This window comes from Cytobacillus sp. FSL R7-0680 (assembly GCF_038009245.1).
In the GTDB taxonomy this organism is placed as follows: Bacteria; Bacillota; Bacilli; order Bacillales; family Cytobacillaceae; genus Cytobacillus; species Cytobacillus kochii.
Genome location: NZ_JBBPAO010000001.1, coordinates 1,065,684 through 1,089,387 on the forward strand (window position 1 = coordinate 1,065,684; position 23,704 = coordinate 1,089,387).

General features: G+C 36.8%; 23 protein-coding genes. 19 read left to right on the forward strand and 4 right to left on the reverse strand.

Annotated elements, in window-relative coordinates:
* Positions 1-34: 34 nt before the first annotated feature.
* Entirely contained in the window at positions 35-256 is a 222-nt protein-coding gene (locus tag MKY26_RS05470) for a hypothetical protein (RefSeq protein ID WP_095373379.1), read from the reverse strand.
* Between the two features lie 267 nt (positions 257-523).
* Between MKY26_RS05470 and MKY26_RS05475 the strand changes: the two genes are divergently transcribed.
* Positions 524-799: a hypothetical protein gene (locus tag MKY26_RS05475; protein ID WP_095373378.1), complete on the forward strand. Its 276-nt coding sequence runs from the start codon at positions 524-526 to the stop codon at positions 797-799.
* Positions 800-874: 75 nt separating this feature from the next.
* On the opposite strand, the gene MKY26_RS05480 is transcribed toward MKY26_RS05475, so the two are convergent.
* On the reverse strand, positions 875-1,642 hold the full coding sequence (locus MKY26_RS05480; RefSeq protein ID WP_095373377.1) for an ABC transporter permease: 768 nt from the start codon (positions 1,640-1,642) through the stop codon (positions 875-877).
* A complete protein-coding gene (locus MKY26_RS05485; protein ID WP_322909292.1) occupies positions 1,639-2,361 on the reverse strand; it encodes an ABC transporter ATP-binding protein in 723 nt (240 codons plus the stop codon). Before MKY26_RS05485 ends, MKY26_RS05480 begins: the two co-directional genes overlap by 4 nt.
* Positions 2,362-2,618: 257 nt before the next feature.
* On the opposite strand from MKY26_RS05485, the gene MKY26_RS05490 reads away from it, so the two are divergent.
* From MKY26_RS05490 to MKY26_RS05545, 12 genes are all read left to right on the forward strand, one after another.
* Positions 2,619-3,683 carry a tartrate dehydrogenase gene (locus MKY26_RS05490; RefSeq protein ID WP_322909293.1) on the forward strand — a complete coding sequence of 355 codons (1,065 nt, stop codon included), beginning with the start codon at positions 2,619-2,621 and terminating at the stop codon, positions 3,681-3,683.
* Positions 3,684-3,707: 24 nt separating this feature from the next.
* On the forward strand, positions 3,708-4,565 hold the full coding sequence (locus MKY26_RS05495; RefSeq protein WP_322909675.1) for an HpcH/HpaI aldolase/citrate lyase family protein: 858 nt from the start codon (positions 3,708-3,710) through the stop codon (positions 4,563-4,565).
* Positions 4,566-4,734: 169 nt separating this feature from the next.
* Positions 4,735-5,400: a GntR family transcriptional regulator gene (locus MKY26_RS05500; protein WP_095373373.1), complete on the forward strand. Its 666-nt coding sequence runs from the start codon at positions 4,735-4,737 to the stop codon at positions 5,398-5,400.
* A gap of 91 nt (positions 5,401-5,491) precedes the next feature.
* Positions 5,492-6,853: an MmgE/PrpD family protein gene (locus tag MKY26_RS05505; RefSeq protein WP_341092587.1), complete on the forward strand. Its 1,362-nt coding sequence runs from the start codon at positions 5,492-5,494 to the stop codon at positions 6,851-6,853.
* Entirely contained in the window at positions 6,853-7,701 is an 849-nt protein-coding gene (locus MKY26_RS05510) for a fumarate hydratase (RefSeq protein WP_341092599.1), read from the forward strand. Before MKY26_RS05505 ends, MKY26_RS05510 begins: the two co-directional genes overlap by 1 nt.
* 11 nt (positions 7,702-7,712) lie before the next feature.
* Positions 7,713-8,279, forward strand: coding sequence for a Fe-S-containing hydro-lyase (locus tag MKY26_RS05515; protein ID WP_095373370.1), 567 nt, complete (start codon positions 7,713-7,715; stop codon positions 8,277-8,279).
* 163 nt (positions 8,280-8,442) lie between these two features.
* Positions 8,443-9,657 (forward strand): acyl-CoA dehydrogenase family protein, encoded by a 1,215-nt coding sequence (locus tag MKY26_RS05520; RefSeq protein ID WP_341092630.1) that lies wholly within the window; start codon positions 8,443-8,445, stop codon positions 9,655-9,657.
* A 3-nt stretch (positions 9,658-9,660) separates the two neighbouring features.
* Positions 9,661-10,875: a CaiB/BaiF CoA transferase family protein gene (locus tag MKY26_RS05525; protein WP_307314116.1), complete on the forward strand. Its 1,215-nt coding sequence runs from the start codon at positions 9,661-9,663 to the stop codon at positions 10,873-10,875.
* Between the two features lie 27 nt (positions 10,876-10,902).
* Positions 10,903-11,964: a TRAP transporter substrate-binding protein gene (locus MKY26_RS05530; protein ID WP_322909297.1), complete on the forward strand. Its 1,062-nt coding sequence runs from the start codon at positions 10,903-10,905 to the stop codon at positions 11,962-11,964.
* Positions 11,965-11,986: 22 nt separating this feature from the next.
* Positions 11,987-12,502: a TRAP transporter small permease gene (locus MKY26_RS05535; RefSeq protein ID WP_095373365.1), complete on the forward strand. Its 516-nt coding sequence runs from the start codon at positions 11,987-11,989 to the stop codon at positions 12,500-12,502.
* A complete protein-coding gene (locus MKY26_RS05540) occupies positions 12,492-13,796 on the forward strand; it encodes a TRAP transporter large permease (RefSeq protein WP_307314110.1) in 1,305 nt (434 codons plus the stop codon). Before MKY26_RS05535 ends, MKY26_RS05540 begins: the two co-directional genes overlap by 11 nt.
* 15 nt (positions 13,797-13,811) lie before the next feature.
* A complete protein-coding gene (locus tag MKY26_RS05545) occupies positions 13,812-15,917 on the forward strand; it encodes an acetate--CoA ligase family protein (RefSeq protein ID WP_341092692.1) in 2,106 nt (701 codons plus the stop codon).
* A 62-nt stretch (positions 15,918-15,979) separates the two neighbouring features.
* Here the strand turns inward: MKY26_RS05545 and MKY26_RS05550 are convergent, their stop codons facing one another.
* Positions 15,980-16,888 carry a LysR family transcriptional regulator gene (locus MKY26_RS05550; RefSeq protein WP_095373362.1) on the reverse strand — a complete coding sequence of 303 codons (909 nt, stop codon included), beginning with the start codon at positions 16,886-16,888 and terminating at the stop codon, positions 15,980-15,982.
* Positions 16,889-17,045: 157 nt separating this feature from the next.
* Here MKY26_RS05550 and MKY26_RS05555 point away from each other — a divergent pair, with 157 nt between their 5' ends.
* The 6 genes from MKY26_RS05555 (at position 17,046) to MKY26_RS05580 (ending at position 23,702) form a co-directional block, all read left to right on the forward strand.
* The gene (locus MKY26_RS05555; protein WP_322909299.1) at positions 17,046-17,840 is read left to right on the forward strand and encodes an IclR family transcriptional regulator; all 795 of its coding nucleotides are present in this window, start codon (positions 17,046-17,048) and stop codon (positions 17,838-17,840) included.
* Between the two features lie 171 nt (positions 17,841-18,011).
* Positions 18,012-18,752 carry a 3-oxoacyl-ACP reductase FabG gene (gene fabG, locus MKY26_RS05560; RefSeq protein WP_095373360.1) on the forward strand — a complete coding sequence of 247 codons (741 nt, stop codon included), beginning with the start codon at positions 18,012-18,014 and terminating at the stop codon, positions 18,750-18,752.
* Positions 18,753-18,973: 221 nt separating this feature from the next.
* Positions 18,974-20,143, forward strand: coding sequence for an acetyl-CoA acetyltransferase (locus tag MKY26_RS05565; protein WP_095373359.1), 1,170 nt, complete (start codon positions 18,974-18,976; stop codon positions 20,141-20,143).
* Positions 20,144-20,147: 4 nt separating this feature from the next.
* Complete coding sequence (locus MKY26_RS05570; RefSeq protein WP_095373358.1) at positions 20,148-20,552, forward strand: Zn-ribbon domain-containing OB-fold protein; 405 nt, start codon at positions 20,148-20,150, stop codon at positions 20,550-20,552.
* A gap of 40 nt (positions 20,553-20,592) precedes the next feature.
* Positions 20,593-21,738 (forward strand): TAXI family TRAP transporter solute-binding subunit, encoded by a 1,146-nt coding sequence (locus MKY26_RS05575; protein WP_307314098.1) that lies wholly within the window; start codon positions 20,593-20,595, stop codon positions 21,736-21,738.
* A 53-nt stretch (positions 21,739-21,791) separates the two neighbouring features.
* A complete protein-coding gene (locus MKY26_RS05580; RefSeq protein WP_322909300.1) occupies positions 21,792-23,702 on the forward strand; it encodes a TRAP transporter permease in 1,911 nt (636 codons plus the stop codon).
* The last annotated feature ends 2 nt before the right edge of the window (positions 23,703-23,704 follow it).

A 23,704-nucleotide genomic window follows, 5' to 3' on the forward strand; every position in this document is an offset into this window, starting at 1 on the left:
GGTATGATGACGGTAAAAAAGTATGTATAAAATTTTATGATATACGCTTTTGATGGTCTTTCACGGCAATTAATATCCCTTTATTAATCCAATAATTGAAGTTTTCTGGCGGGAAAACGCCACGTCTTTGTGAAGACCCCATTTCAATAATAATACTACTATCACTTACATCCAAAACCTTCAAAGATTTTGACAAACATAAGTTCGGTAAAAAACCATCTTTAATTTTAAACTCCATATTCTTTTTAATAGCCATGTAGATTCGCCTCCATTTGAAATGATGCATTAATGCGATAGACTAGGCTTTCATTCGCCTAATCTTTTAGATAATACAGAACTTATATAAATCGTATCTTAAAAACCTTTTAAATGTTTATTTTCCTTTGCTGTTTACTTGGATTGTTCAATTATAATGTAACCAATTTTCATGAGGTTTATCCTTTTATAAGAGTATTTCAGCAATGATGAAGAATAATAGAAAGAACAATGTTGTTGGTTTAAATATTGAAAGGGGCAATAAGAGATGGAATTTCCCGTCATACATACAAATTTTTGGGATGCTATGATCGCCATTCCCATCGTGATTATCTTTACGCAAATGTTAAAATATTTTCTAGGGATTAGTAAACCTTTTGTACCAACAGTGGCTATACTTATTGGGTTAATTGTATCGATTTTTATTAGTCATAGAGGTGATCTCATTGCAGGGGTCTTTATGGGTTATTTTTATGGTTATGGGGCTATTGGTAGTTACGCTTCCCTTAAAACATCTTTGCTTTATTTTAGAAATAAAAAATAATTCAAAAGGGTATAGAGTTTATTAAAACGAAAAAACACGAACAAATTTCCATTTGTCCGCGTTTTATAAAGGATATCATTCCGATTTACTTGGCGTATGAGTCACAAATTGCATCCTTTCATTAAACATTGTTGGATAGGAGAGGAATCCAAGTATAATACTCGTAATAACAGCAGATGAAAGCAACATAAATAGAATCAACAATTGAAACATGACAGCCTGAACAGGATCAGCGCCTGCAATTATTTGTCCACTCATCATCCCAGGTAGTTGTACAAGACCAATCGTTTTTTGACTTTCAATTGTTGGTATTGTACTTGCGCGAATACTAGTCATTAACTGGCGATGAATGGCTTGTTTCGGTGTACCCCCCAATGAGAGAAAAAGTTCTACTTCTCCTGTTCTGTTTTCAATTTCCGCGGTAAATCGATTAAGAAATAATATTGATAATACCATCGCATTACCAATAATCATTCCACTAATGGGTATCATATATTGCGCAGTTGCTGGAATAATTTTAAGACTAATAAGGACACTTTGGGTCAACACTTCAATAAAGCAGTATGTAAGAATTAGTTTCCATGTAATGCCTTTGATCATCACACCTTTTTTTCTTGCATTATGTACGGCAGCAGTAATAATGAGAATAATCATTAAAAAGATATAGAAAAAGCTTTCTGAATCAAAAACGAATTGCAACACGTAACCGACCGCAAGAAGTTGGATGATTGAGCGAATGGTCGCAATCAAGACATCCTTCTCAAGACCTAGCTTGAATGTTTTAGATAAGAGAATAGGAATAAGAACAAATATTAATGTCAGAGATAATTGGAAAAAAGTCATTTTTCCTCACCACCTTCAAAAAACTGCTTGACCTTATCATTAGAGGTTGAAACAATTTCAGAACTTTTTCCATGTGCCGCTAGTTTGCCATCTATAATTACCCACGTCTCATCCCCTATGCGTAGTGCTTGATCAAGATTATGAGTAATCCAAACAATGGTTGTTTTTCTCTTTTGATTAATGGATGTAATTAGTTGCTCAACTTCCCTTTGTGAAGTTTGGTCAAGGGCTGATGTAACTTCGTCTAACAATAATATTACTGGTTCATTCAATAATGTCCGCGCGATAGACACCCTTTGTTGTTGCCCTCCAGAAAGGTCTGTTGCTTTGCGGTGAAGAAATTCTTCATTCAATCCAATCAAATTAAGCATTTCAATCGCCTTTTCTTTTGACAACTTTTCTCCATTGAGGGTTAGCGGCAACGATAAATTATCATAGACATCCCCTTCTATCATAATGGCTTTTTGCAGAACTATTCCCACATTACGACGTAAAACTGTTGGTGTAATGGTCAAAATATCCTCACCATGAATGAAAATGTCTCCAGATGAGGCTGATTTCATCCCATTACATAAATGAAAGAGTGTAGATTTGCCCGAGCCTGATGGACCGACAACGGTCGTTATATTCCCCGATGAAATAGTACCAGTTATGTCTTTAATAATTGATAATGAATCAGTGTGATAATGTACATTTTGAAATGAAATTGCTGTATGCAAATATAACCACCCTTTTAAATTTATGATAAATCTTTATGTACAATCTTAGTATATCCTAAAGGATGAGATTGGTTAGATATTTAAAACATTCTTGCTTAAAATGCCGAAGAAATAACTTGATGTTCTTTAAAATAAAGCGCTCTAACGGTTACTTAGTATAAAGACTTCACTTAATATTTGAAAAAAGAAAAGGATTTATTAAAGGAAGTAAAGAAAAGAAAATATATAACAATGACAACATAGAGGAGGTAAAAATGATGAAAAGATATGAATTAGCAGTGATTCCTGGTGATGGTATCGGGAAAGAGGTTGTACCTTCTGCCGTAAAAGTGCTCCAAACAGCAGCGACTTTACATGGTGGTATTCAATTAGAGACAACTGAATTTCCATGGGGGTGCGACTATTATCTCAAACATGGCAAAATGATGAGTGATGACGGTCTAGAGCGACTGAAGAATTTTGATGCGATTTTTTTAGGGGCAGTAGGAGATCCGAACAAAGTTCCCGATCATATTTCATTATGGGGGTTACTCATTCACATTAGGAGAGAATTTGAGCAGACCATTAATATCCGACCAGCCAAATTATTTAAAGGGCTAACCTCCCCTCTCGTTGATCCAGGGGCATTTAATTTTCTAGTTGTACGTGAAAATAGTGAGGGCGAGTATAGTGAATCTGGTGGGAGAATACATAAAGAAACAGACGAAATCGCTATCCAAAACGCCATTTTTACGAGAAAAGCAACGGAAAGAGTAATGGATTATGCGTTTAAGCAAGCTGTTCTTCGTAAGGGTCATGTCACTTCAGCTACGAAATCTAACGGTATTGTCCATTCGATGCCATTTTGGGATGAAGTGTTTAATGATGTGAGTAATCGCTATACAGGAGTGCGTACATCATCTGTGCATATTGATGCACTAGCTGCTTTTTTTGTTACCAAACCGAGCGATTTCGATGTGATCGTTGCTAGTAATCTTTTTGGAGATATTTTAACTGATATTGGTGGAGCGATTATGGGGAGTATTGGTATAGCCCCTGCAGGAAACATCAATATAAATGGGAAATATCCGTCCATGTTTGAGCCTGTACATGGTTCAGCGCCAGATATTTATGGTAAAGGAATAGCCAATCCAATCGGGCAAATATGGACGGCTTCGTTAATGTTAGATCATTTAGGTGAAATCGCACTAGCTAGAGAGGTCTTACGAGCAATGGAAGAAGTTACTGATGCAGGGATAAAGACGAGAGATATTGGCGGAAATGCTACGACTGATGAAGTGACAAATAAAATTTGTCTTCAATTACAAAATAATATTGGCTGAATGTAGGGAGGTTGAAGATATTTGATGAATCAAATGTTTAGTTTTTTATTCGTACCTGCGATCTCTACCAAGATGGTAAATAAGGCTTTAACAATTAAGCAATCAGCCATCATACTTGACTTAGAGGATTCTGTTGCCCATTCCAAAAAGCATGTAGCCAGAGAGAAGGTCTCTGGTTATATGAGTGAACTTAATGAATGGGATAGGCAAAGGGTATATATTAGGATTAATGATAGTGAAAGTCCGTATTTTTATCATGATCTCCAATTAGTTAAAGTATGTAAGCCACGGGGACTATTTATCCCAAAAGCAGAAGATAAAAACATGATAAAGGAGATAGCAACTTATTTGGCAGACGAATCGATAGCTCTTATTCCCTTAATCGAAACGGCAAAAGGGATACATTATTCATTTGACATTGCCACTGCAACAGAAACCGTTGAAAGACTGGCTTTTGGTGCGGTTGATTATTGTTTAGATACAAATATTGAGGTAGGAGAGGGGAGGGAAGAGTTATTATACGCACGTTCACAACTAGTAAACGCTTCAGCAGCAGCTAAAATACTACCCCCTATTGATTCTGTGTTCCTTCATTTAGAGAATAGCAATGATCTCATTAAAGAAACAACCCATGGCCGGAAAATAGGCTTTGCTGGTAAATTAGCGATTCATCCAAAGCAAGTCGTACGAATCAATGATGTGTATCATCAAGAGAATAACAACCGTATTCATGAAGCGAAAGAAGTGATTAGACTGTTTGAAGACGCTGAGAAAGAGGGAAAAGCATCAATTAATGTGAATGGGCGTTTAGTGGATTATCCCGTTTATAAACAGGCTAAGAAATTACTACAGATAAATAGTGAGTGTAATGAATCAAGGTGATGACACTTTCATATTGTGAACTGTAAAATGTTTGATACGCTAGTATTAGCTGACCCCTTTTCGGCGAACACTTAGTTTTACTACTCTTTAAATAAATTTCAGAAAAGTATAGACAATTTTAATTGGATTTTGTATCCTGTTTTAAAAGGGAGTAAAGGGTGAGTGATCATTGACGATTGATGTTGATTTGAAATTAGATAATCGCGATACACTGCATTTAAAAGTATGTAATGTTCTCCGAGAAGCAATTATAAAAGGTCAGTTTAAACCTGGTGAACGATTAAAACAATCAGATTTAGCAGAAAAACTTGGTGTCAGTAGAATGCCGATTAGAGAAGCATTGAGAAAATTAGAATCTGAAGGTTTAATTACCCTAGTACCACATAAAGGAGCTATTGTTAAAACGATTCATTTATCAGATTTACAAGAGGTGTACACCTTAAGAGCACAGTTAGAGAAGATGGCTTTTATCCAAAGTGCAAAGCTGCTTACAGATACTGAAATCACGAGATTAATAGATCTTGTACATTTGATGGAAGATAGTGAAGATGTAGATGAATTTATTGAAAGAAATATAGAATTCCATCAATTATTATTAAAGCACTGCCATTGGGAGAGATTAAATGGTTTTATTGACACACTATGGAATGGGCTACCACAACAAACACCACATTTTATTACAGGTCAGACGGCTACATCAAATGAAGAGCATCGGGAGATTATCAAAGCGATAAGAGAGAAAAGATTTGAGCATGCAGGTGAGATTTTGTCTCATCATATTTTAAGAACAGGTGAATCACTTATTCACAGTTTAAAAAATGAAAGAATGAAATAAATATTGATTCATCAGGAAGGCAGCACGAATTTTTCAGAGCTGCCTTATCTTTTGCAAACGTTTACTTTAACGAAGGAAGGAAGAATGGACAATGGCTTTAACGGAAAAAATTTCAGAATATATAATTAATTTAGACTATCAAGATTTACCAAAAGATGTGATTGAGTTTACGAAAGTATGTATTTTAGATTGGTACGGTTCAGCAATAGCAGGAATAGATGAACCACCAGTGGTTGCATTAAAAGAGACGTTATTTGAAATGGGAGGGAATGAACAGGCAACCCTTATTTCCGGTGAAAGGACTTCTCTTGCAAATGCTGCCATGATTCATAGTGCTGCTAGCCATATAGTGGAGTTAGATGATATTCATAAAGGATCGATTATTCATGCAGCAACAGTTGTGATTCCTGCTGCTTTATCTGTGTGTGAAGCGTATGACTTATCAATAGAAGAATTAATTACGAGTATCGTCATCGGCTATGAAGTTTGTTATCGTATCGGTGAAGCGGTTACGCCTAGTCATTATTATTATTGGCATAATACCGCAACATGCGGGACTTTCGGAGCAGCAGCTGCAGCAGCGAAGTTATTAGGGCTTAATAAACAACAAATCGTTCATGCTTTGGGGAATGCAGGGACACAGGCAGCGGGGTTATGGGAATTTATTGAAGATGGAGCCAATTCAAAACAGCTTCATACTGCAAAGGCATCCTATAATGGTGTACTTGCAGCACTCCTTGCTAAAAAAGGCTTTACAGGTGCCTCAAAGATATTAGAAGGTGATCGTGGTTTTTTCAAGGCAATGAGTGATTCGTACAACGAACAAAAGATTATTGAAGGACTCGGTGAGAAGTTTAAAATAATGGAAAATGGTTTTAAGCTTTATGCTTCCTGTCGTCATACCCATCCGAGTATGGACTGTGTGCATACATTGATGAACAAACATTCAATTGACTCTACTAAAATTGAAAAAATCCTCATAGAAACCTATCAAACGGTATTAGATATAACAGATAATCCCAAACCTCGTTCCATTTATGCAGCAAAATTTAGTGTACAATTCTGTGTTAGCTTAATTGCCCTTAAAGGCAGCGCTTTTCTACAAGACTTTAATGAAAGATCATTAAATAATAGTGAAATTAGAGAAATGATGAATAAAGTACGAGTAGCATCAACAAAGGATTTTACGGATGCCTATCCAGAACAATGGGGTGCAAAGGTAACTATTGTCTTAAGGAATAAAGAAAGTTATAGTTTCGCGACTGAATTTCCAAAAGGAGACCCAGAGAATCCTGCCAGTAAAAAACAAATGGTTGAGAAGTTCCAGTCATTAGTGGCTCATAAGATCACAGATGTAGATCATAGAGTAGATGATATATACAATATTGAAAATTTAAAAATAAAGGATTGGCTACTGGCAAATAGCCCAATTGTAAATGGAAATGAGGCTTGATGATGAAAGTGATTGCTTATGACCATATAGTGGAAAAAGTAGCGAAGCTTTGTCAGGAAGCGAACTTTGACCTTGGCGAAGACGTTATTTCTGCTTTTCGACAAGCGGTAGAAACAGAAAGGTCACCAATTGGGAAAGATATCCTGTTAGATTTAATTGAAAATGCGAATATCGCTACAGAAAACCGTGTGCCTATGTGTCAGGATACAGGTGTTTCCGTTTTTATAGTTGAATTAGGTCAAGACTGTTTGATTAAAGGTGGGACAATTACAAGTGCCATTAATGAAGGTGTAATGAAAGGATATAAAGACGGGTATTTACGGCATTCTATCGTCAATAATCCCCTGACACGAGATAAATCTGCAACATATAACAGCCCTGCCATTATTCATATTGAAATGAAAGCCGGAGATCAACTCGTTATCCATATGTCGGCAAAAGGGGGAGGGAGTGAGAATATGAGTGCACTTAAAATGTTAACCCCAGCAGATGGTATCGAAGGCGTAAAAGAGTTCATCTTAACAACCGTTGAAAATGCAGGACCTAATGCTTGTCCACCTTTAGTTGTTGGAATTGGAATTGGTGGGAATTTTGAACGCTGCGCTTATTTAGCTAAAAAATCATTGTTTAGACCGATTGGTCAACATCATCAGTCTCCAATAGTTGCCCAATTAGAAAAAGATTTAATGAAGAACATAAATGAAATGGGGATTGGTCCTCAAGGCTTAGGTGGCGATACAACTGCCATAGATGTAAAAATCGAGTTAGAACCATGTCATATCGCTGCACTTCCTGTGGCTGTTAATTTAAATTGTCATGCGTCAAGACATAAAGAATTGAGAATGTGAGGCTGATAGAATTGGAAAAAAAGCAGTTAACTTTACCCTTAAAACCAGAAGAGTTGGAAACATTAAGGGCAGGACAGCAAGTCGAATTATCAGGCTTAATATATACAGCAAGAGACGCAGCCCATAAAAAAATTTATGATCTTTTATCTCAACAAGAAACGGTTCCATTCACGGTAGAAAATGCTTTTATTTATTACGTTGGTCCGACCCCAGCAAAACCTGACCAAGTGATTGGCTCCGCTGGTCCAACTACTAGTAGTAGAATGGATAAATATACACCATTATTATTAGAGCATGGCTTAAAAGGAATGATTGGAAAAGGATATCGAAATGAAGAAGTAAAGGAAAGTATAAAAAGAAACAAAGCCGTTTATTTAGCAGCAATAGGGGGCACCGGCGCACTTCTTTCTACGGCTATTAGAGAGGCTGAGGTTGTGGCATTTCCTGAGTTAGGTCCGGAGGCAGTATACAAGCTCACAGTAGAAAATTTTCCAGTTACAGTTATTATCGATTCTTTAGGTAATGACTGGTATATACAAGCAAGAGAGAAGTTTCAACAAAAAAGATCAACTCTATAATTATTAATTACTATTTTTAAAGGACAAAGTCTCATATGTCTATCAATTGTATCCATTATCCCAAATAAATTATCTGTTTTATTAATAAAATATTGAATATTATTAATATATATAATAGTATAATTAATAAATTCAGAAAATTCTAATTAGGTGGTGGGGATAGATGGAGTTCGAATACACAAATGAAAACCAACAAGTCTTACAAATGGTAAAGGAGTTTGTCCGAAAAGAAGTGTCACCTCATATTAAATATTATGAGAAAAATCAATTATTCCCGAAAGATATTTTTGAAAAAATGGGCTATCTAGGTTTTTTTGGTGCTTGTTTTCCTGAGCGATATGGTGGGTCTGAATTAGGTTTTCTTAATTTAGCTATCATTGCTGAAGAAATATCGAAAGCACATCCATCGTTAGGTTATGCCTTTAATATGCAAGCAATGACCTGCCCTTTTACAATCTTAAATTGGGGAAATAAGCAGCAAATTGAAAAATATGTCCCTTCTCTAATAAAGGCAGAGAAAATTGGTATGTTCGCTCTTACTGAATCTGGTGGTGGCTCAGACCCTGCTGGAGCAATGAAGACAACGGCTGTTTTAGATGGTGATGAGTACGTGCTGAATGGATCAAAAATGTGGATTACTTTTGCTAACGAGGCAGATGTAGGTGTGTTGTTTGCGAGAACAAATCCAGAAGCTGGTCATAATGGCATTTCTGCATTTATTATTGAGACTAATGTACCAGGGTTTTATGCAAAACCAATCGAAATCAGTTCACTAGGATATATGACAAGAAGCTGTGAAGTATTTTTAGAGGATTATCGAATCCCCAAAAGTCAATTATTAGGTAAAGAGGGAGGAGGCTTTAAAATTGCGATGAACGCGCTTGATTATGGACGCTTAACTGTTTCTTCACGATTGGTTGGTATTGCTCAAGGTTGTATTGATGAGGCGATATCTTATGCAAACAAACGAGAAGTGAGTGGTGTGCCAATTGGTCAATATCAAATGATTCAACATTTGATTGCGGATATGGTAGTAGAAACAGAGGCTGCAAGATTGCTTACGTATAAAAGCGCTTACTTAAAAGATAAAGGCGAAGTGGCGACTAGACAAAGTGCATACGCAAAATATTTTGCTTCAGAAGTAGCTACCAAAGCTGCAAGAAGTGCGTTAGAGATATTTGGTGGCAATGGTATAGCAGATGAATATCCGATTATGAAGTATGTAAACTATGCGAATATGCTTCACTTTGGTGAAGGGTCGGCAAATATACAACGTATACTGATTGCTAATGATGCCTTAGGGGAAAAGGATGCTAATCGTCATCATATCGAAAGAAAGTATTCTTTAAGTAGTGATATTAAAAAGGTGAGGGTGTAGTCGATGAGTGATAGGCAACCACTTGAAGGCGTAAAAGTATTGGATTTATCTCGTGTTTATGCAGGACCTGGGGGTTCAATGATACTAGCAGATTTAGGTGCTGATGTCATCAGAATAGAGGCACCGAATGGTACTGATAGTATGAGAGATTGGGTCCCTTTCATAGGTGGAGAAAGTACGTATTATTTTACCGCTAATCGTAATAAAAAATCAGTAGAGTTGGATTTGAAAAACCAAAAAGGGAAGGATATCTTTTTAAAGCTCGTACAAGAGGCAGATATTGTCTTAGAAAACTTTAAAACAGGTACTTTGAAAAAGTTAGGTCTCGACCTACAACAACTTAAAAAGGTAAAAAAAGATATTATATTATGTTCGGTTACCGGATATGGGCAAACGGGACCGTATAAAGGGGAACCGGGATTTGATCCTGTTATGCAAGCGATAGGTGGTCTAATGGATGTTACTGGACTTCCAGAGGGAGACGCAACAAGAGTGGGACTTCCACTAGTCGATATTATGACGTCACAATATGTAACAATAGCGATTCTCGCAGCTTTAAGACAAAGAGATCAAACAGGAAAGGAACAATCTATTGATCTATCCCTATTTGAAGTACAATTAAGTGCACTTGCCAATGTAGCAAGTAGTTATTTAAATGCAGGTACAGTTTCAACAAGAGTTGGCAATGATCATAGTTATATTGTTCCTTATCAAGTATTTAAATGCAGTGACCGTCCATTAATGGTTTGTTGTGGTAATGATAAATTATTTGCGAATTTTTGCGTTGTTTTAGATCGTGAAGAATGGATTGGGGACGAGAGGTTTAAAACGAATCAAGCTAGAGTAACTAACCGTGAAGTGTTAACAAATAGAATCGCAGATATGATGATAACCAAAACGGCAGATGAATGGTTCACTCAATTATCACAAGTAGGTGTTCCAGCTGGACCAGTAAATAATATCGAACAAGTTTTTCAACATCCTCAAGTTGAGGCGAGAGAGGTTGTAGAAGAAGTTTCCCATGTAAAGCTTGGACATATTAAATTGGTGAAAAGTCCACTTAAAAATTCTACCCTAAATGTTAAAACAAAAGCAGGGCCACCTGTTTTAGGACAGCATACAGAAGAACTTCTACATGCATTAGGGTATCAAAAATTAGAGATTGATCAATTGAGAAAAGAGGGAGTTATTGGTTCGTTAGCCGAGCGGAAAATGTGATTATGAACAATAATGGAGGTGTTTCCAATGAAAAAGTTTCTTCTATTGACTTTATTTTTTGTATGTATTTTATTAAATGGCTGTAGTCAACAGACATCCAATGAAAGCGCTTCCGATGAAGTGTATGTGATGGATATAAATAATTGGCAGCCATCTACACATCACTATGCTTATAATGCGTGGGAGCCATGGAAAAAGATGGTGGAAGAAAAGACGAATGGAAGAGTTAAAGTCAATATTTATCATGGGAGTGCCTTAGGAAAGTCTAGCTCCGTTTACCAAGATATAAAAGGAGGGCTCTATGATGTGAGTCTTCTCGTAACGAACTATTTTTATGATACACCTTTTTTTCCTTATACAATCGGTAGTTTACCTTTTGCATTACAAGGACCTGTTGAGGCAAACAAGGTTTTAAGTAAATTCGAAGATCGATTTGCAGACAAAGGGTTAGATAATGTCATCCTTATGCCACCAACCTCAACAGATGCCTATGATTTATTTTCTACAACTCCTATTCACACAATGGAAGATTTACAGAATAAAAAAATGAGAATGAGCGGAAAAGGCGAAAATGCCTTTATTCAATCATTAGGAGGAACACCCGTATCGATCACATCTGAAGGCATATACGAAGGATTAGAAAAGGGGATGATTGATACCGCATTTTATACACCTATTGGCGGTGAAGCAGTAAGGTATTATGAACCTGCCCCTTATATTACACAAATGTCAGTACTCGTAAACCCACTCATTCCTGTAATGAATAAAAACTTCTATGATCAGCTCCCACCAGATTTACAAAAATTATTTACAGAAGAATTGAATCCTGCATTATCAGAAATGTTTACAAAGAGTTATGTTACAGAGTTAGCTGCTTCTAATGAGCAGCTAGAAAAAGCAGTTGAAAAAAGAGGCGAATATATTAAACTTTCAACAGAAGAAGACATTAAGTACCGTGAAGCAGGTAAAGGTGCTTGGGAGTTATGGATAGAAGATGCAAATAAACGTGGATTTGATGGAGATGAAATGGTAGAAGCTTTTTTTGAAATTCTCCGTGAAGAAGATTACCCTTTACCATTTGAAAATTAAAACAGTTAAGGTGGTGGAATGCATGAGAAAGCTTGAAGAGGTCATACACTTTTTAACTGCAATAACAAAATATATTGCGTTAGCAACGATGACACTGATGATGATATTTATTACCTTTGCTGTGTTTAGTCGGATGTTATTTTCACCTATTATTGGTGATATCGAAATTGTTCAGTTAGGTATGGTAGTGCTAATCATGTGTGGTTTGGCTTATACAGAACAAGTTAACGGACATATTACAATAGATATTATTACAAGCAGACTTTCATATAAGTGGCAACGCGTATTAGAGATATTTGGCGCATTTCTTACATTTATTATTACCATCCTCATTGCCTATATTTATCTTCATGTCGGGATCTTTCATCAACTAACAATGCCTATATCTACAACTCTTTTAGAAATTCCTTTTTACCCCTTTGATTATATCATTACAATCGGTTTTCTCATGTGGGGAGCTGAGGCTTTTCTAAGAATGCTCAAGCTCATCCTTTCATTAAATCATGAAAATATAGGAGGTGATGAACATGCCGGTTGAATGGTTTGGTGTTATCGTTATTTTGATCATGTTTGTTTTAATGTTTTTTAAAGTACCCATTGCAATCGCAATGGTCGTACCAGCTGTACTAGGAATCTTTTATTTGAAAGGTTGGACGGCATTAGCCACAGTTGTTGAAACAGTGACATGGGATCATAGTTTTAGTTATACGTTAAGCACTATCCCTATGTTTGTTCTAATGGGAGAACTATTATTTATCTGTGGAATTAGTACAGAGCTCTTTAATACTTTCAGACTTTGGCTTAGTAGATTAAGAGGTGGACTTGGGATGGCGACAATTGCATCTTCTGCTGTTTTTGCGGCCGCTTCAGGTTCAAGCCTAGCAAATACTGCCACAATGGGTGTCATTGCATCGAAGGAAATGCTAAAGGCTGGTTATAACAAATCATTAACCGGAGGAACGATTGTCGCAGGAGGAACATTGGGTGTGCTCATTCCACCGAGTACATTGTTTATTCTATATGGGATGATGACTGAACAATCTATCGGACAGCTTTTAGTTGCGGGCATTATACCGGGGATTATTCTTATCATTTTATATATGATCACCGTTTATGTAGTTGTATCTTTAAAGCCAGAATTAGCACCGATGATTCATACAGAGGTGAAATGGAAGGATCGTTTCATCGCATTGAAATCTACAATATGGATTATTTTGTTATTTGGCATTGTGATTGGGGGTATGTATATCGGATGGTTTAACCCAACTGAAGCAGCAGGGATTGGGGCATTCTTTACGTTTATTTTTGCATTAATCAGAAGGAAATTAACGATTCAGTCATTTGTTAAAGCATTATCTGCTACTTTAAAAACAACAGGATTTTTATTTGCCATAATTATTATGGCATTTATCTTAAATTACTTCTTAACAATTACAAGATTGCCTTTTCTATTAGCGGATATTTTCGAATCTATCTCAGTTCCCCCTTTTCTATTATTTGTGCTTATTATTCTTATGTACATTTTATTAGGAATGGTAATGGATGCTCTTGCTATGGTTGTTGTTACATTACCGATTATTCTACCGATCATTCTAGCGATGGATATGAATTTAATTTGGTTCGGTGTCATTATTGTTTTGGTGATGGAAATGGCAATGATCACACCTCCTGTTGGGATGAATTGTTTTGTGCTAAGAGGATCAGCCCCAGACCTTACTTTAGAACAAATTTTTAAAGGAGCAAGTTTATTTTTAATTCCCATTTTCCTATTAATTATTATTCTTTATCTTTTTCCTGATATTGCTCTGTTTCTACCTAAAAATATGTATTAAGAGGAAGGTGAAAATATGTTTACGAGTGACGACCTTAAACCAATGTTAGAACCAAACGCAGTAGCTATTATAGGAGCTAGTGGAGACAAAACGAAAATCAGCTATAAACCAATAGCGAATTTAAAAGAGGTAGGCTATCAAGGTGAAGTTTATCTTGTAAATCCAAAATATGAAGAGATATTAGGTTTTCCATGCTATCAGAAGATAGAAGAACTACCTGAATATATTGACTTAGCATTGATTTGTGTAGCTGCTAAAAGTGTATTATCTATTATTAAACAATTACATGCGAAGAAGGTAAAAAGTATTTTGATTTTTAGTTCTGGATTTACAGAAATAGGTGGAGAAGGAGCGAAGTTAGAGGAAGAGATAAGGGAGTATTCAAAAGGAAACCATTTGCCGATTTGCGGTCCAAATTCTCTCGGGTTATTTAACTTAAATAAGCAGATGATTGCTTCCTTTTCCAGTTTAAAAGCATGTGATGCTGCAGCGATTGCATTTGTTACACAAAGCGGAGCAATGGGTTCTTTAACTCATACATTAGCAACTGAAATGGGTATCGGATTTCAAGCTTTTGTATCTAGCGGAAATGAAAGCACGGTTGATTTCTTTGAGTATATTGATTATTTTGCTAAAAGTCCTGACATAAAAGTCATTGGTGGATATTTAGAGGGAGCAAGAAATATAACTAAAATGAATCGTGCAATAAAGGCTAGTCATGAAAATAATAAACCAATAGTATTAATAAAAGTTGGTACGTCAGTTATCGGGGCGGATGCGGCTAGTTCGCATACTGCATCATTAGCAGGTAATGCGAAGATTTATCAATCTTATTTTGCTGCAAACAATGTGGTTCTTGTTGATGATGAGGAAGAATTAATTGATACATTATCACTGTTTCATTATGCTAAAAATATCTCTAAAGACGGAGGGGCGGTTATCGTCACACAATCAGGTGGTGCAGGCATAATGATGGCTGACCAATGTGAACGTAAAGGAATGAAACTTGCCACTTTAAAAGCAGAAACGAAAGAGAGATTATCACAAACTCTTCCAGCTTTTGCTTCTATTAAAAACCCAGTTGATATGACGGCACAAGTGAATCAAAATCCTCAACAAATACTTGATACTCTATCTGTGCTAGTTGAAGCAATTGAAGTGCAAACCATCGTGCTTTATATTCAAATGACGGATCATTTATTTACACCTATTATCGACAAACTCAGTAAGTTGATTAAACAAGCTAATAAGCCCGTTGTTGTTTGTTGGTCTGGAATACAGGAAGAAACAAAAAAGGCAGTCTTTAAGGAAAAAAGTATTCCTTGGATTCCTACACCAACACGGACCATTAATGCCCTAGCACATGTCGTAAATTACTATACGACAGAAAAGCAAGCTTACGATCAAACGAGAAAAGAGATTCGTAAGCATACACCCATGATCGTAAATGAAAAACTAAATGAATGGGAAGGAAAGCAACTATTACAATCGATTGGTATAAAAGTGCCTAAAGGTTCTTTTGTTCGTAATCAAGAAGGTCTGCATGAGCATAGTCTTCCTTTTCCTCTTGTCTTAAAAGGAGTTTCGAAGGAGATCACTCATAAATCAGACTATCAGTTGGTTCAAACAAACATCAACAGTCAACAAGAGTTACTGCAATTTTATGAAGGGATGATTAATAGGATAAAGCATCATCATATCGAACATCTTATCGAAGGGATGATGATTGAAGAAATGGCAGATGAGGGAATTGAGGTGATTATTGGAGCAATTGACGACCCTACATTTGGACCGACAATCATGTTTGGTATCGGTGGGGTATTTACGGAAGTGCTTGAGGATGTTGTTTTCTTGCCTGCACCAATTACAGAGAGCCAAGCGTTACAAATGATTGCTTCTATTAAGGCATTTCCACTTCTAAATGGAGTGAGGGGAAAACCTAAGTCAGATATAAAAGCATTGGCATTAACGATACAAACTTTATCCGAATTTTGTTTATCTCATCAAGGGGAATGGAGAGAAATGGAATTTAATCCGATCCTTGTCCATAAAGAAGGTAATGGTGTTACCGCGGTTGACGCCGTCATTGTTGGGAAAAAACAAGCAGAGATATATAGTTGATTCACTTACCCTTATTAATGAGACAAAGTGCAGAGACCTCATTAATAAGGGGGTTTATATACTTAAATCAAATAGGGCTTCTGTTCAGTTACAAACGATAAAAACTTCTGTATTCCTCCAGCAATTACGGTATCTTGATGGTAAACAAGGTGAGAGTGACGATACAAATGCAGGTTATCACTTATTGGAATGATTTGGAGCTTACCATTTTCAATCTCTTCTTGTACCGAAATACTTGGCAAGAAAGAAATCCCGAGATTGATCTCGATCATTTTTTTCGTTGCATTGATGTCGTTAAGCTCCATTCCTGTTTTCATATGGAAACCATAGGAAAAAAGCTTTTGTTCAATTTGTGCCCAGTAGTTTGACTCTTTCCCATAAACAATGAAGGTTTCATCAGCTAAGTCACTTAAATGAGGACTTGGAATATTTGTTAAACGATTGCTAGCTGAGGCAACGAGTACAATGGGATCTTGTCCAATATGATGGCTGACTAAATCTTCTTCTATAAACTCTTTTTGAGCGGAACGTGCAATGGCGAAATGCACTTCACGATGATAAAGCATATCGATCATTTTAGGTGTAAAAGCGGTATGTAGTATGATTTCAATTGTAGGATAGGAAATATGAAAGCTTTCTAAAATTTTTGGTAAGATCCAGTAACAAAATGAATCGGAAGTCACTAGAGAGAGGGAACCTTTATACCCTTCTTTATATTGAGTGAGTGATTTTTCGGCTTCTTTTACTAATGAAAGAATTTGTGTGGAATAGGGATAAAGAATCTTTCCGGCATCTGTTAAGTTACCTAATGATTTATTTTTACGATTGAATAATTGCAGCCCTAATTGGTCTTCTAAAGATTTGATTTGAGAGCTAACTGTTGGTTGTGAGATACATAGTTCCTCAGCAGCTTTAGAAAAGTTATTATGTTTATATACTGATAGAAATACTTCTAATTGTTTAATATCCATTCTATTAACGCTCCTCACATGTTTTCCTGCTCCCACTATTTTACCATATAGATATCAGATAATTTATATCATTCAAAAAAACAATCTTTATTTCATTGACAAAAAAAATTTTTGTATATAAAATTACTGAAAAAAGGATAATGAAGGGGTAGAAAAGATGGATGAGCATGTAAAGAAGGCGAAAAGAAAATATAATGTACCTGCAGTTGACAGTGCATTTAAAATCCTTACATTATTGAGTCGAAAAAAGTTTAGTAAAAGTAACTTAACTGAAATTGCAAATGCCTTATCATTAACCCCAACCACATGTTACCGCATACTGCAAAAGTTAGAAGAGCTATCCGTTGTACGTTATGATCAAAGCTCTAAAAGATATAGTCTTGGCCCCTATTTAGTTGTTTTAGGAGAAAGAGCGAAAGAGAATATTCTAGATTTATCTGTTATAATGCAGTACTTGGAAAGATTAACAGAAGAAACTGGATTAACGAGTTTCCTAGTCAATCGAATTGGTGAGAAAAAATCGACCATTATTGCTAAGGTAGAAGCAGAACAATTTGGTATAAATGTATCAGTAGGTAGACATTTCTCAATTGTAGATGGGGCTTATGGTAAGTGTTTGTTAGCTAATCTAAGGCGAGAAGAAGCAAAACGTTTAATTGATTATAATGATGGTCTTCGTCCTTTAACGGAAAAAGAAATGAAAGAATTATTAGCAGAGTTAGAAATGATAAAAATAAAGGGATTTGCCATTTCACATGGAGAATATATTGATGGTTTAATTGGCATTGCTGCACCAATTTTTAATAATACAAATACAGTGGAGATGTCCATTTCTTTAGTCGGCTTAACCAGTCAGTTGCAAGGAGCGGAAGCGGAAAGAATTGGTGAACTAATAAAGGGAATTGCGAATGAAATTACAATTAAATTAGGCGGAGAACGCCCATTAGTCTAATTAGAAAAGACATTATTATTCAATCAGAAAATAGGGAGTAATAATGTCTTTTTTGCTGAGAATAATCGAATATAGTTAAATAATCTTAATTTTCTAATTTTTTATTGACAAAAAATTTTTTAATATATAAAATCTTAATTAATATCATATTTTTGAAATGGAGGTAGTTTCATGGATTTAAAGAATAAAGTAGCGATAGTTACTGGCGCTGGGAAGGGAATCGGTAGAGAGATTAGTCTTTTATTAGCTCAACATGGCGCCCAAATAGTCGTTGGTGACTTGAATGTAGAGGCATGTGAATCTGTCGTGAATGAAATTGAAAAGGTTGGATCAAGGGGATTAGCAGTTAAAGTAGATGTTGCCAAAAAAGAAAGTGTTGACGAGCTTTTCTCTAAGACAATTAGTCATTTTGGTGATATAGATGTGCTTGTTAATAATGCAGGAATTACACGTGATGCAATGCTTCATAAAATGACAGAAGAGCAATTTGACCAAGTGATTCAAGTACATATGAAAGGGACATTCTTATGTATGCAAGCTGCTGCACTTCATATGAGAAAACAAGAAAAGGGAAAGATTGTTAATATCTCATCCATTGCCGGTAAGGTTGGTAATATGGGGCAAGTGAATTATGCTGGCGCTAAGGCTGGAATTGTTGGCATGACGAAAGCTGCAGCAAAAGAATTAGCTAAATTCCAGGTCAATGTGAACGCCATTCAACCTGGTTTTATTGAAACAGATATGACCAAAGCCATTCCTGACAAGTTAAAGGAGTTGAAAATAGCAGAAATACCGATGCAGAAAGTAGGTCAACCGCTTGATATCGCTAAAGCTGTCGTTTTCTTAAGCTCTAATTATGCTGACTATATCACTGGGAACGTAATTGAAGTAACTGGTGGCAGATATATGTAAGCGATTGCAAAATATGAAAAATATATCGATTCATTTTTAATCTCTCTTCTAAAATCTACAAAATGATCTAACAACATCCTCAACCAAGATACATCCTGAAATACTCGCTGTTAACTTCTTTGTAAAAGACCAAACCCAATAAAAAATATATTTCTACCAATCTATTAGGTATTACTGCTTTCATAAGGATTTCTACAAATAAATGCATATGGAGGGTTATCATGTCAATTAAAAACGCTGCTGCCATTGTCGGAGTAGGTGATATTGAGCTTGAGGAAGGAAAAGTAAAAGACGGTTTATCTGTCTTGCAAATTCAAGCAATCGCAGCAAAACGAGCACTAGATGATGCAGGTTTAACAAAGTCTGATGTAGATGGTCTGTTTGTTGCTGGTCTATGGGGAGTACCTGGTGTTGGTACATTTCCTTCTGTTGTAATGGGGGAATATTTAGGGATTGAGCCGAACTATACAGATTCTACACAGATAGGCGGTTCTTCATTTGAAGCTCATATTGGCCATGCTGCAGCTGCCATTCAAGCAGGGCTTTGTGAAGTAGCATTAATTTTATATGGAAGTACACAGAAGTCAGAGAGGTCGCGATCTTTAGCAGGAAGACCACCTACGTTTACTGCACAATATGAAACACCTTTTGGCTTACCTTCACCAGCTGGTGCTTACGCGATGGCGGCACATCGTCATATGCATCAATACGGAACAACGAATGAAGACCTAGCAGAAATAGCAGTGGCAACAAGAAAGTGGGCTCAATTAAATCCATATGCGACAAAAAGGGATACGATATCCATTGAGGATGTGCTGCAATCGCCAATGATTACTGATCCTCTTCATATACTAGATTGCTGTCTCGTAACAGATGGAGCAGGGGCAGTAGTGCTTGTATCACCCGAACGGGCGAAGGATTGTCGGAAAAAACCGGTCTGGATCCTTGGCCAAGGTGAGGCACATAGTCATTGGTCTATACAAGCGATGCCTGACTTAACCATGACATCTGCTGCGCAATCAGGTAAACGAGCGTTTGAGATGGCTGGAGTTGGCCATGATGACATTGATTTCGTTGAAATCTATGACTCTTTCACGATTACGGTGTTGCTCACATTAGAATCTTTAGGCTTTTGTAAACGTGGTGAAGGTGGCGATTTTGTGAAAAATCAACGTACAGCTCCAGGCGGTGATTTTCCGATGAATACGAACGGCGGGGGCCTTTCATATGCACATCCAGGTATGTACGGGATTTTTTTAATTATTGAAGCGGTTAGGCAACTAAGAGGTGAGTGTGGAGAGAGACAAGTGAAAGAAGCAAAAATAGGACTTGTAAATGGAACAGGGGGAACACTTTCCTCAACATCAGTCGTCATTTTAGGGAGGGACTAAACAGATGGATAAGATAATGAAGCCATTACCAATTATTGATAATGATTCGAAGTTTTTTTGGGAAGGGTGTGAGAAAGGAAAATTATTCATACAACAATGTCAAAGTTGCTCTTTGCATATCTTTTACCCACGTATTCTATGTCCTCACTGTGGAGAGGAAAACGTTACTTGGGTAGAAGCAAGCGGAGAGGGGACGATTTATTCTTATACAATTGCGCGAAGGGCTGGTGGACCTGCGTTTAAAGAAGATTTGCCGTATTGTGTTGCCCTCATCGATCTAAAAGAAGGGGTTAGGATGATGACGAACATTATTGATACGGATATGGAAGCAATTCATTGCGATCAACAAGTAAAAGTCGTCTTTCAAAAAGTCGGAGAGATGACGCTACCCATGTTTACGCCTGTATAACTTTGTTTTCATTGGCCATATCTGGATGGGAGGTTATTACATGAATAAAGGGAATAAAATGCTTCCATTAGTACTGCTGCTATTACTATGTTTTCTTTTAGCTGGATGTAACTCTGCTCCTCAAGCTTCGTTGCTCGCAGATGAATCGGGCCTAGCTGAGCAAATGACGTGGAGTGTATATGATGTAGGCTCTGGTGGTTATGCAGAAATGTCGGCTATTGCGAATGTGTTGACAGAAAAATATGATACAAAGGTGAGAATGCTTCCATCTGCAAGTGGTGTTGGAAGAATGGTGCCTTTAAGGCGTGAAATTGCTTCTGTAGGTAAAGTTGGAGATGAAATTCAACTGGCATTCGAAGGAAAGGAAGAATTCACTTCAAAAAAATGGGGACCGCAAAATGTTCGAGCTTATTGGGCACCCATTAGTCAATTCGGATTTGCTGTAAGAGAAAACTCAGATATACAAACTCTCAAAGATCTAAGGGGAAAGAAAATTCCAATAATAGCTGGAAACACTTCCGTCAATTTAAAAAATGAAGCAATGCTTGCTTTCGCCGGCTTAACTTGGAATGATGTGGAGCCAGTAAAAATCACTTCCTATTCAGGACAAGGAGAAGCACTTATCCAAGGGCAAATTGATGTTGCCGGTATTAATCCGACTGCATCTACAATGTTTGAAGCCCATAGTAAAGGTGGGATTCGTTGGTTAGAAATGGATAAAGATGACAACGGGGGATGGGGAAGAGTAGAGGAAGTGGCTGCGTGGTTATTTCCTATTAATACAAAACAAGGAGCAGGTATGGAAACAGGTATGGATGTTATGGGACATGGCTATTTAATTGGTGGATACGCAGATCAAAGTGAAGAGGCAATCTATCAGTTTATTAAATCGTTAAATGATTCTTTCCATTTATATGGCGATGCCCTACCTAATTTAGCTCTATATAGTAAGGATGAAGTCTTAACAGAGCCAAAAGGGATTCCGTTTCATGAGGGCACAATTCGTTTCTTTAAAGAAGAAGGCTTATGGAGTGAAGAAAAACAACAAAAAAATGATCAATTAATAGAACGGTACGAAGCGTTAAATGAAGTATGGGAAAAAACGGTTGCCTTCGCTGAAAAAGAAGAATTAACAGATGAGGAATTTGAAGCGCTCTGGTTACGGGAACGGGAATCTGTAAATTAAAAATGAGAGAATCATAACCATCCATTCTGATAAATGTGAGGTGAGGTTAGTCTATGGTGCAATCACGTTTAAACACTTTTTGGAAAACGATTATTATTAGCTCCACTTTAATAGGCATTTTCTTATCTGTAAACATGTTATTCTATCTTGAATTATTTGGCATAAATCCGATTCAAAATGCTTACATGATTTTATTATTAGCCTGTTTTCTCCCTTGTGCCTATCTTATGTTTCCCGCAAAGAAAACGGATCTTTCGATTAAATGGTATGATATCGCCTGTTTTTTATTAACCATGATCATTGCTATAGCCATTGGTTTGAATGGTGAACGAATTATTATTGAGGGATGGGATTGGGAGGCTCCAGTTTTACCGACAATTGCAAGTATTCTTCTATGGGGGTTAATTATTGAAGCTTTAAGAAGAACAGCTGGTCTTGTTTTAGCGATGATCTGTCTAGTAATCTCACTGTATCCCCTTATTGCTGGAATTATACCGATAGAATTGCTCCAAGGACAGTCTTATGATTTTCTTACCTTAGCGAGAAATCACATCATGAGTTCTAATAGCGTGTTTGGTATTGCTTATACAACGATTGGGAATTTATTACTAGGATTTTTAGTATTTGGTGTAGTCATTACGAAAACTGGTGGTGGTGACTTTTTCTTCAACCTCGCTCTTTCTATCTTTGGCAGAACGAGGGGTGGCTCTGCGAAGGTTGCCGTTGTAGGGAGTGCATTTTTTGGCATGTTGAGTGGTAGTGCCGTTTCAAATGCAGTGACAATAGGTGCAATGACCATACCGGCAATGAAGAAAACAGGCTATAAACCCCATTATGCAGCAGCTATTGAAGCGACAGCGTCTACAGGTGGTACCATTACGCCACCGATTATGGGTTCGGCAGCCTTTATCATGGCCTCTTTTTTAGCGGTCCCTTATTATGAAATCGCTTTAGCAGCTGCAGTCCCAGCATTTCTTTATTATCTTGGCTTATTTATTCAAATTGATGGGTATGCTGCCAAAAATGGATTGAAAGGGATGGCTGCTAAGGAAATACCATCATTCTGGAAAACGTTAAAAGAGGGTTGGTATTATATTTTTTCAATCGTAGTCATGATTTTCTTCTTAGCAGTACTAAACTCAGAAGGGCAAGCCCCTTATTATGCAAGTGCTGTATTGTTACTCATTGCCATGATAAAGAAATCAACGAGGATGTCAGCTAAAGATCTAGCAAATATGGTCGTGAATATAGGAAAGGTCTTAACTGATATCGTTGTTATTATTGCTGGGGTAGGCTTTATTGTTGGTGCGTTGTCTGCTACAGGTGTATCGTTTTCATTTTCTCGTGAATTAGTGGCTGCTGCTGGAGATAATACTTTCTTAATCCTAATTGGTGGAGCACTTACCTGCTTTATTTTAGGGATGGGTATGACTGTATCCGCTGTATATGTATTTTTAGCAGTTATTATGGCACCGGCACTTGTTGCTGTTGGTGTGGATCCAATAGCAGCACATTTATACGTTGTTTATTGGGCAACTGTCTCCTATATTACGCCACCAGTAGCATTAGCTGCCTTTTCGACAGCAAGTATAGCAGGAGCAAGTCCGATGAAAACAGCTTTTCAATCTGTCCAGTTAGGATCCGTCAAGTTTATCGTTCCTTTCTTCATGATTTATAATCCTGCCATATTAATTGGTCGCGGAGATCCGTGGGATACGGTCCTTAGTATAGTTGTTGCCGTCATAGGAATTGCTTGCATTTCCTTTTCATTAGAAGGATATCTTGTGGGAGCTGGTACTTTAGCCATAGTAGAGCGAATCATTTTATTTATCGCAGGATTGATGATGTTTGTCCCAATGTGGCCGTTTATTATCGGTGGTATCGTGATTGCATTATGTCTTTATGTACTTAAATGGCGAAGAAAAAGAAGTAATTATAATCAAGGCAATGAACTGGAGGTATAACG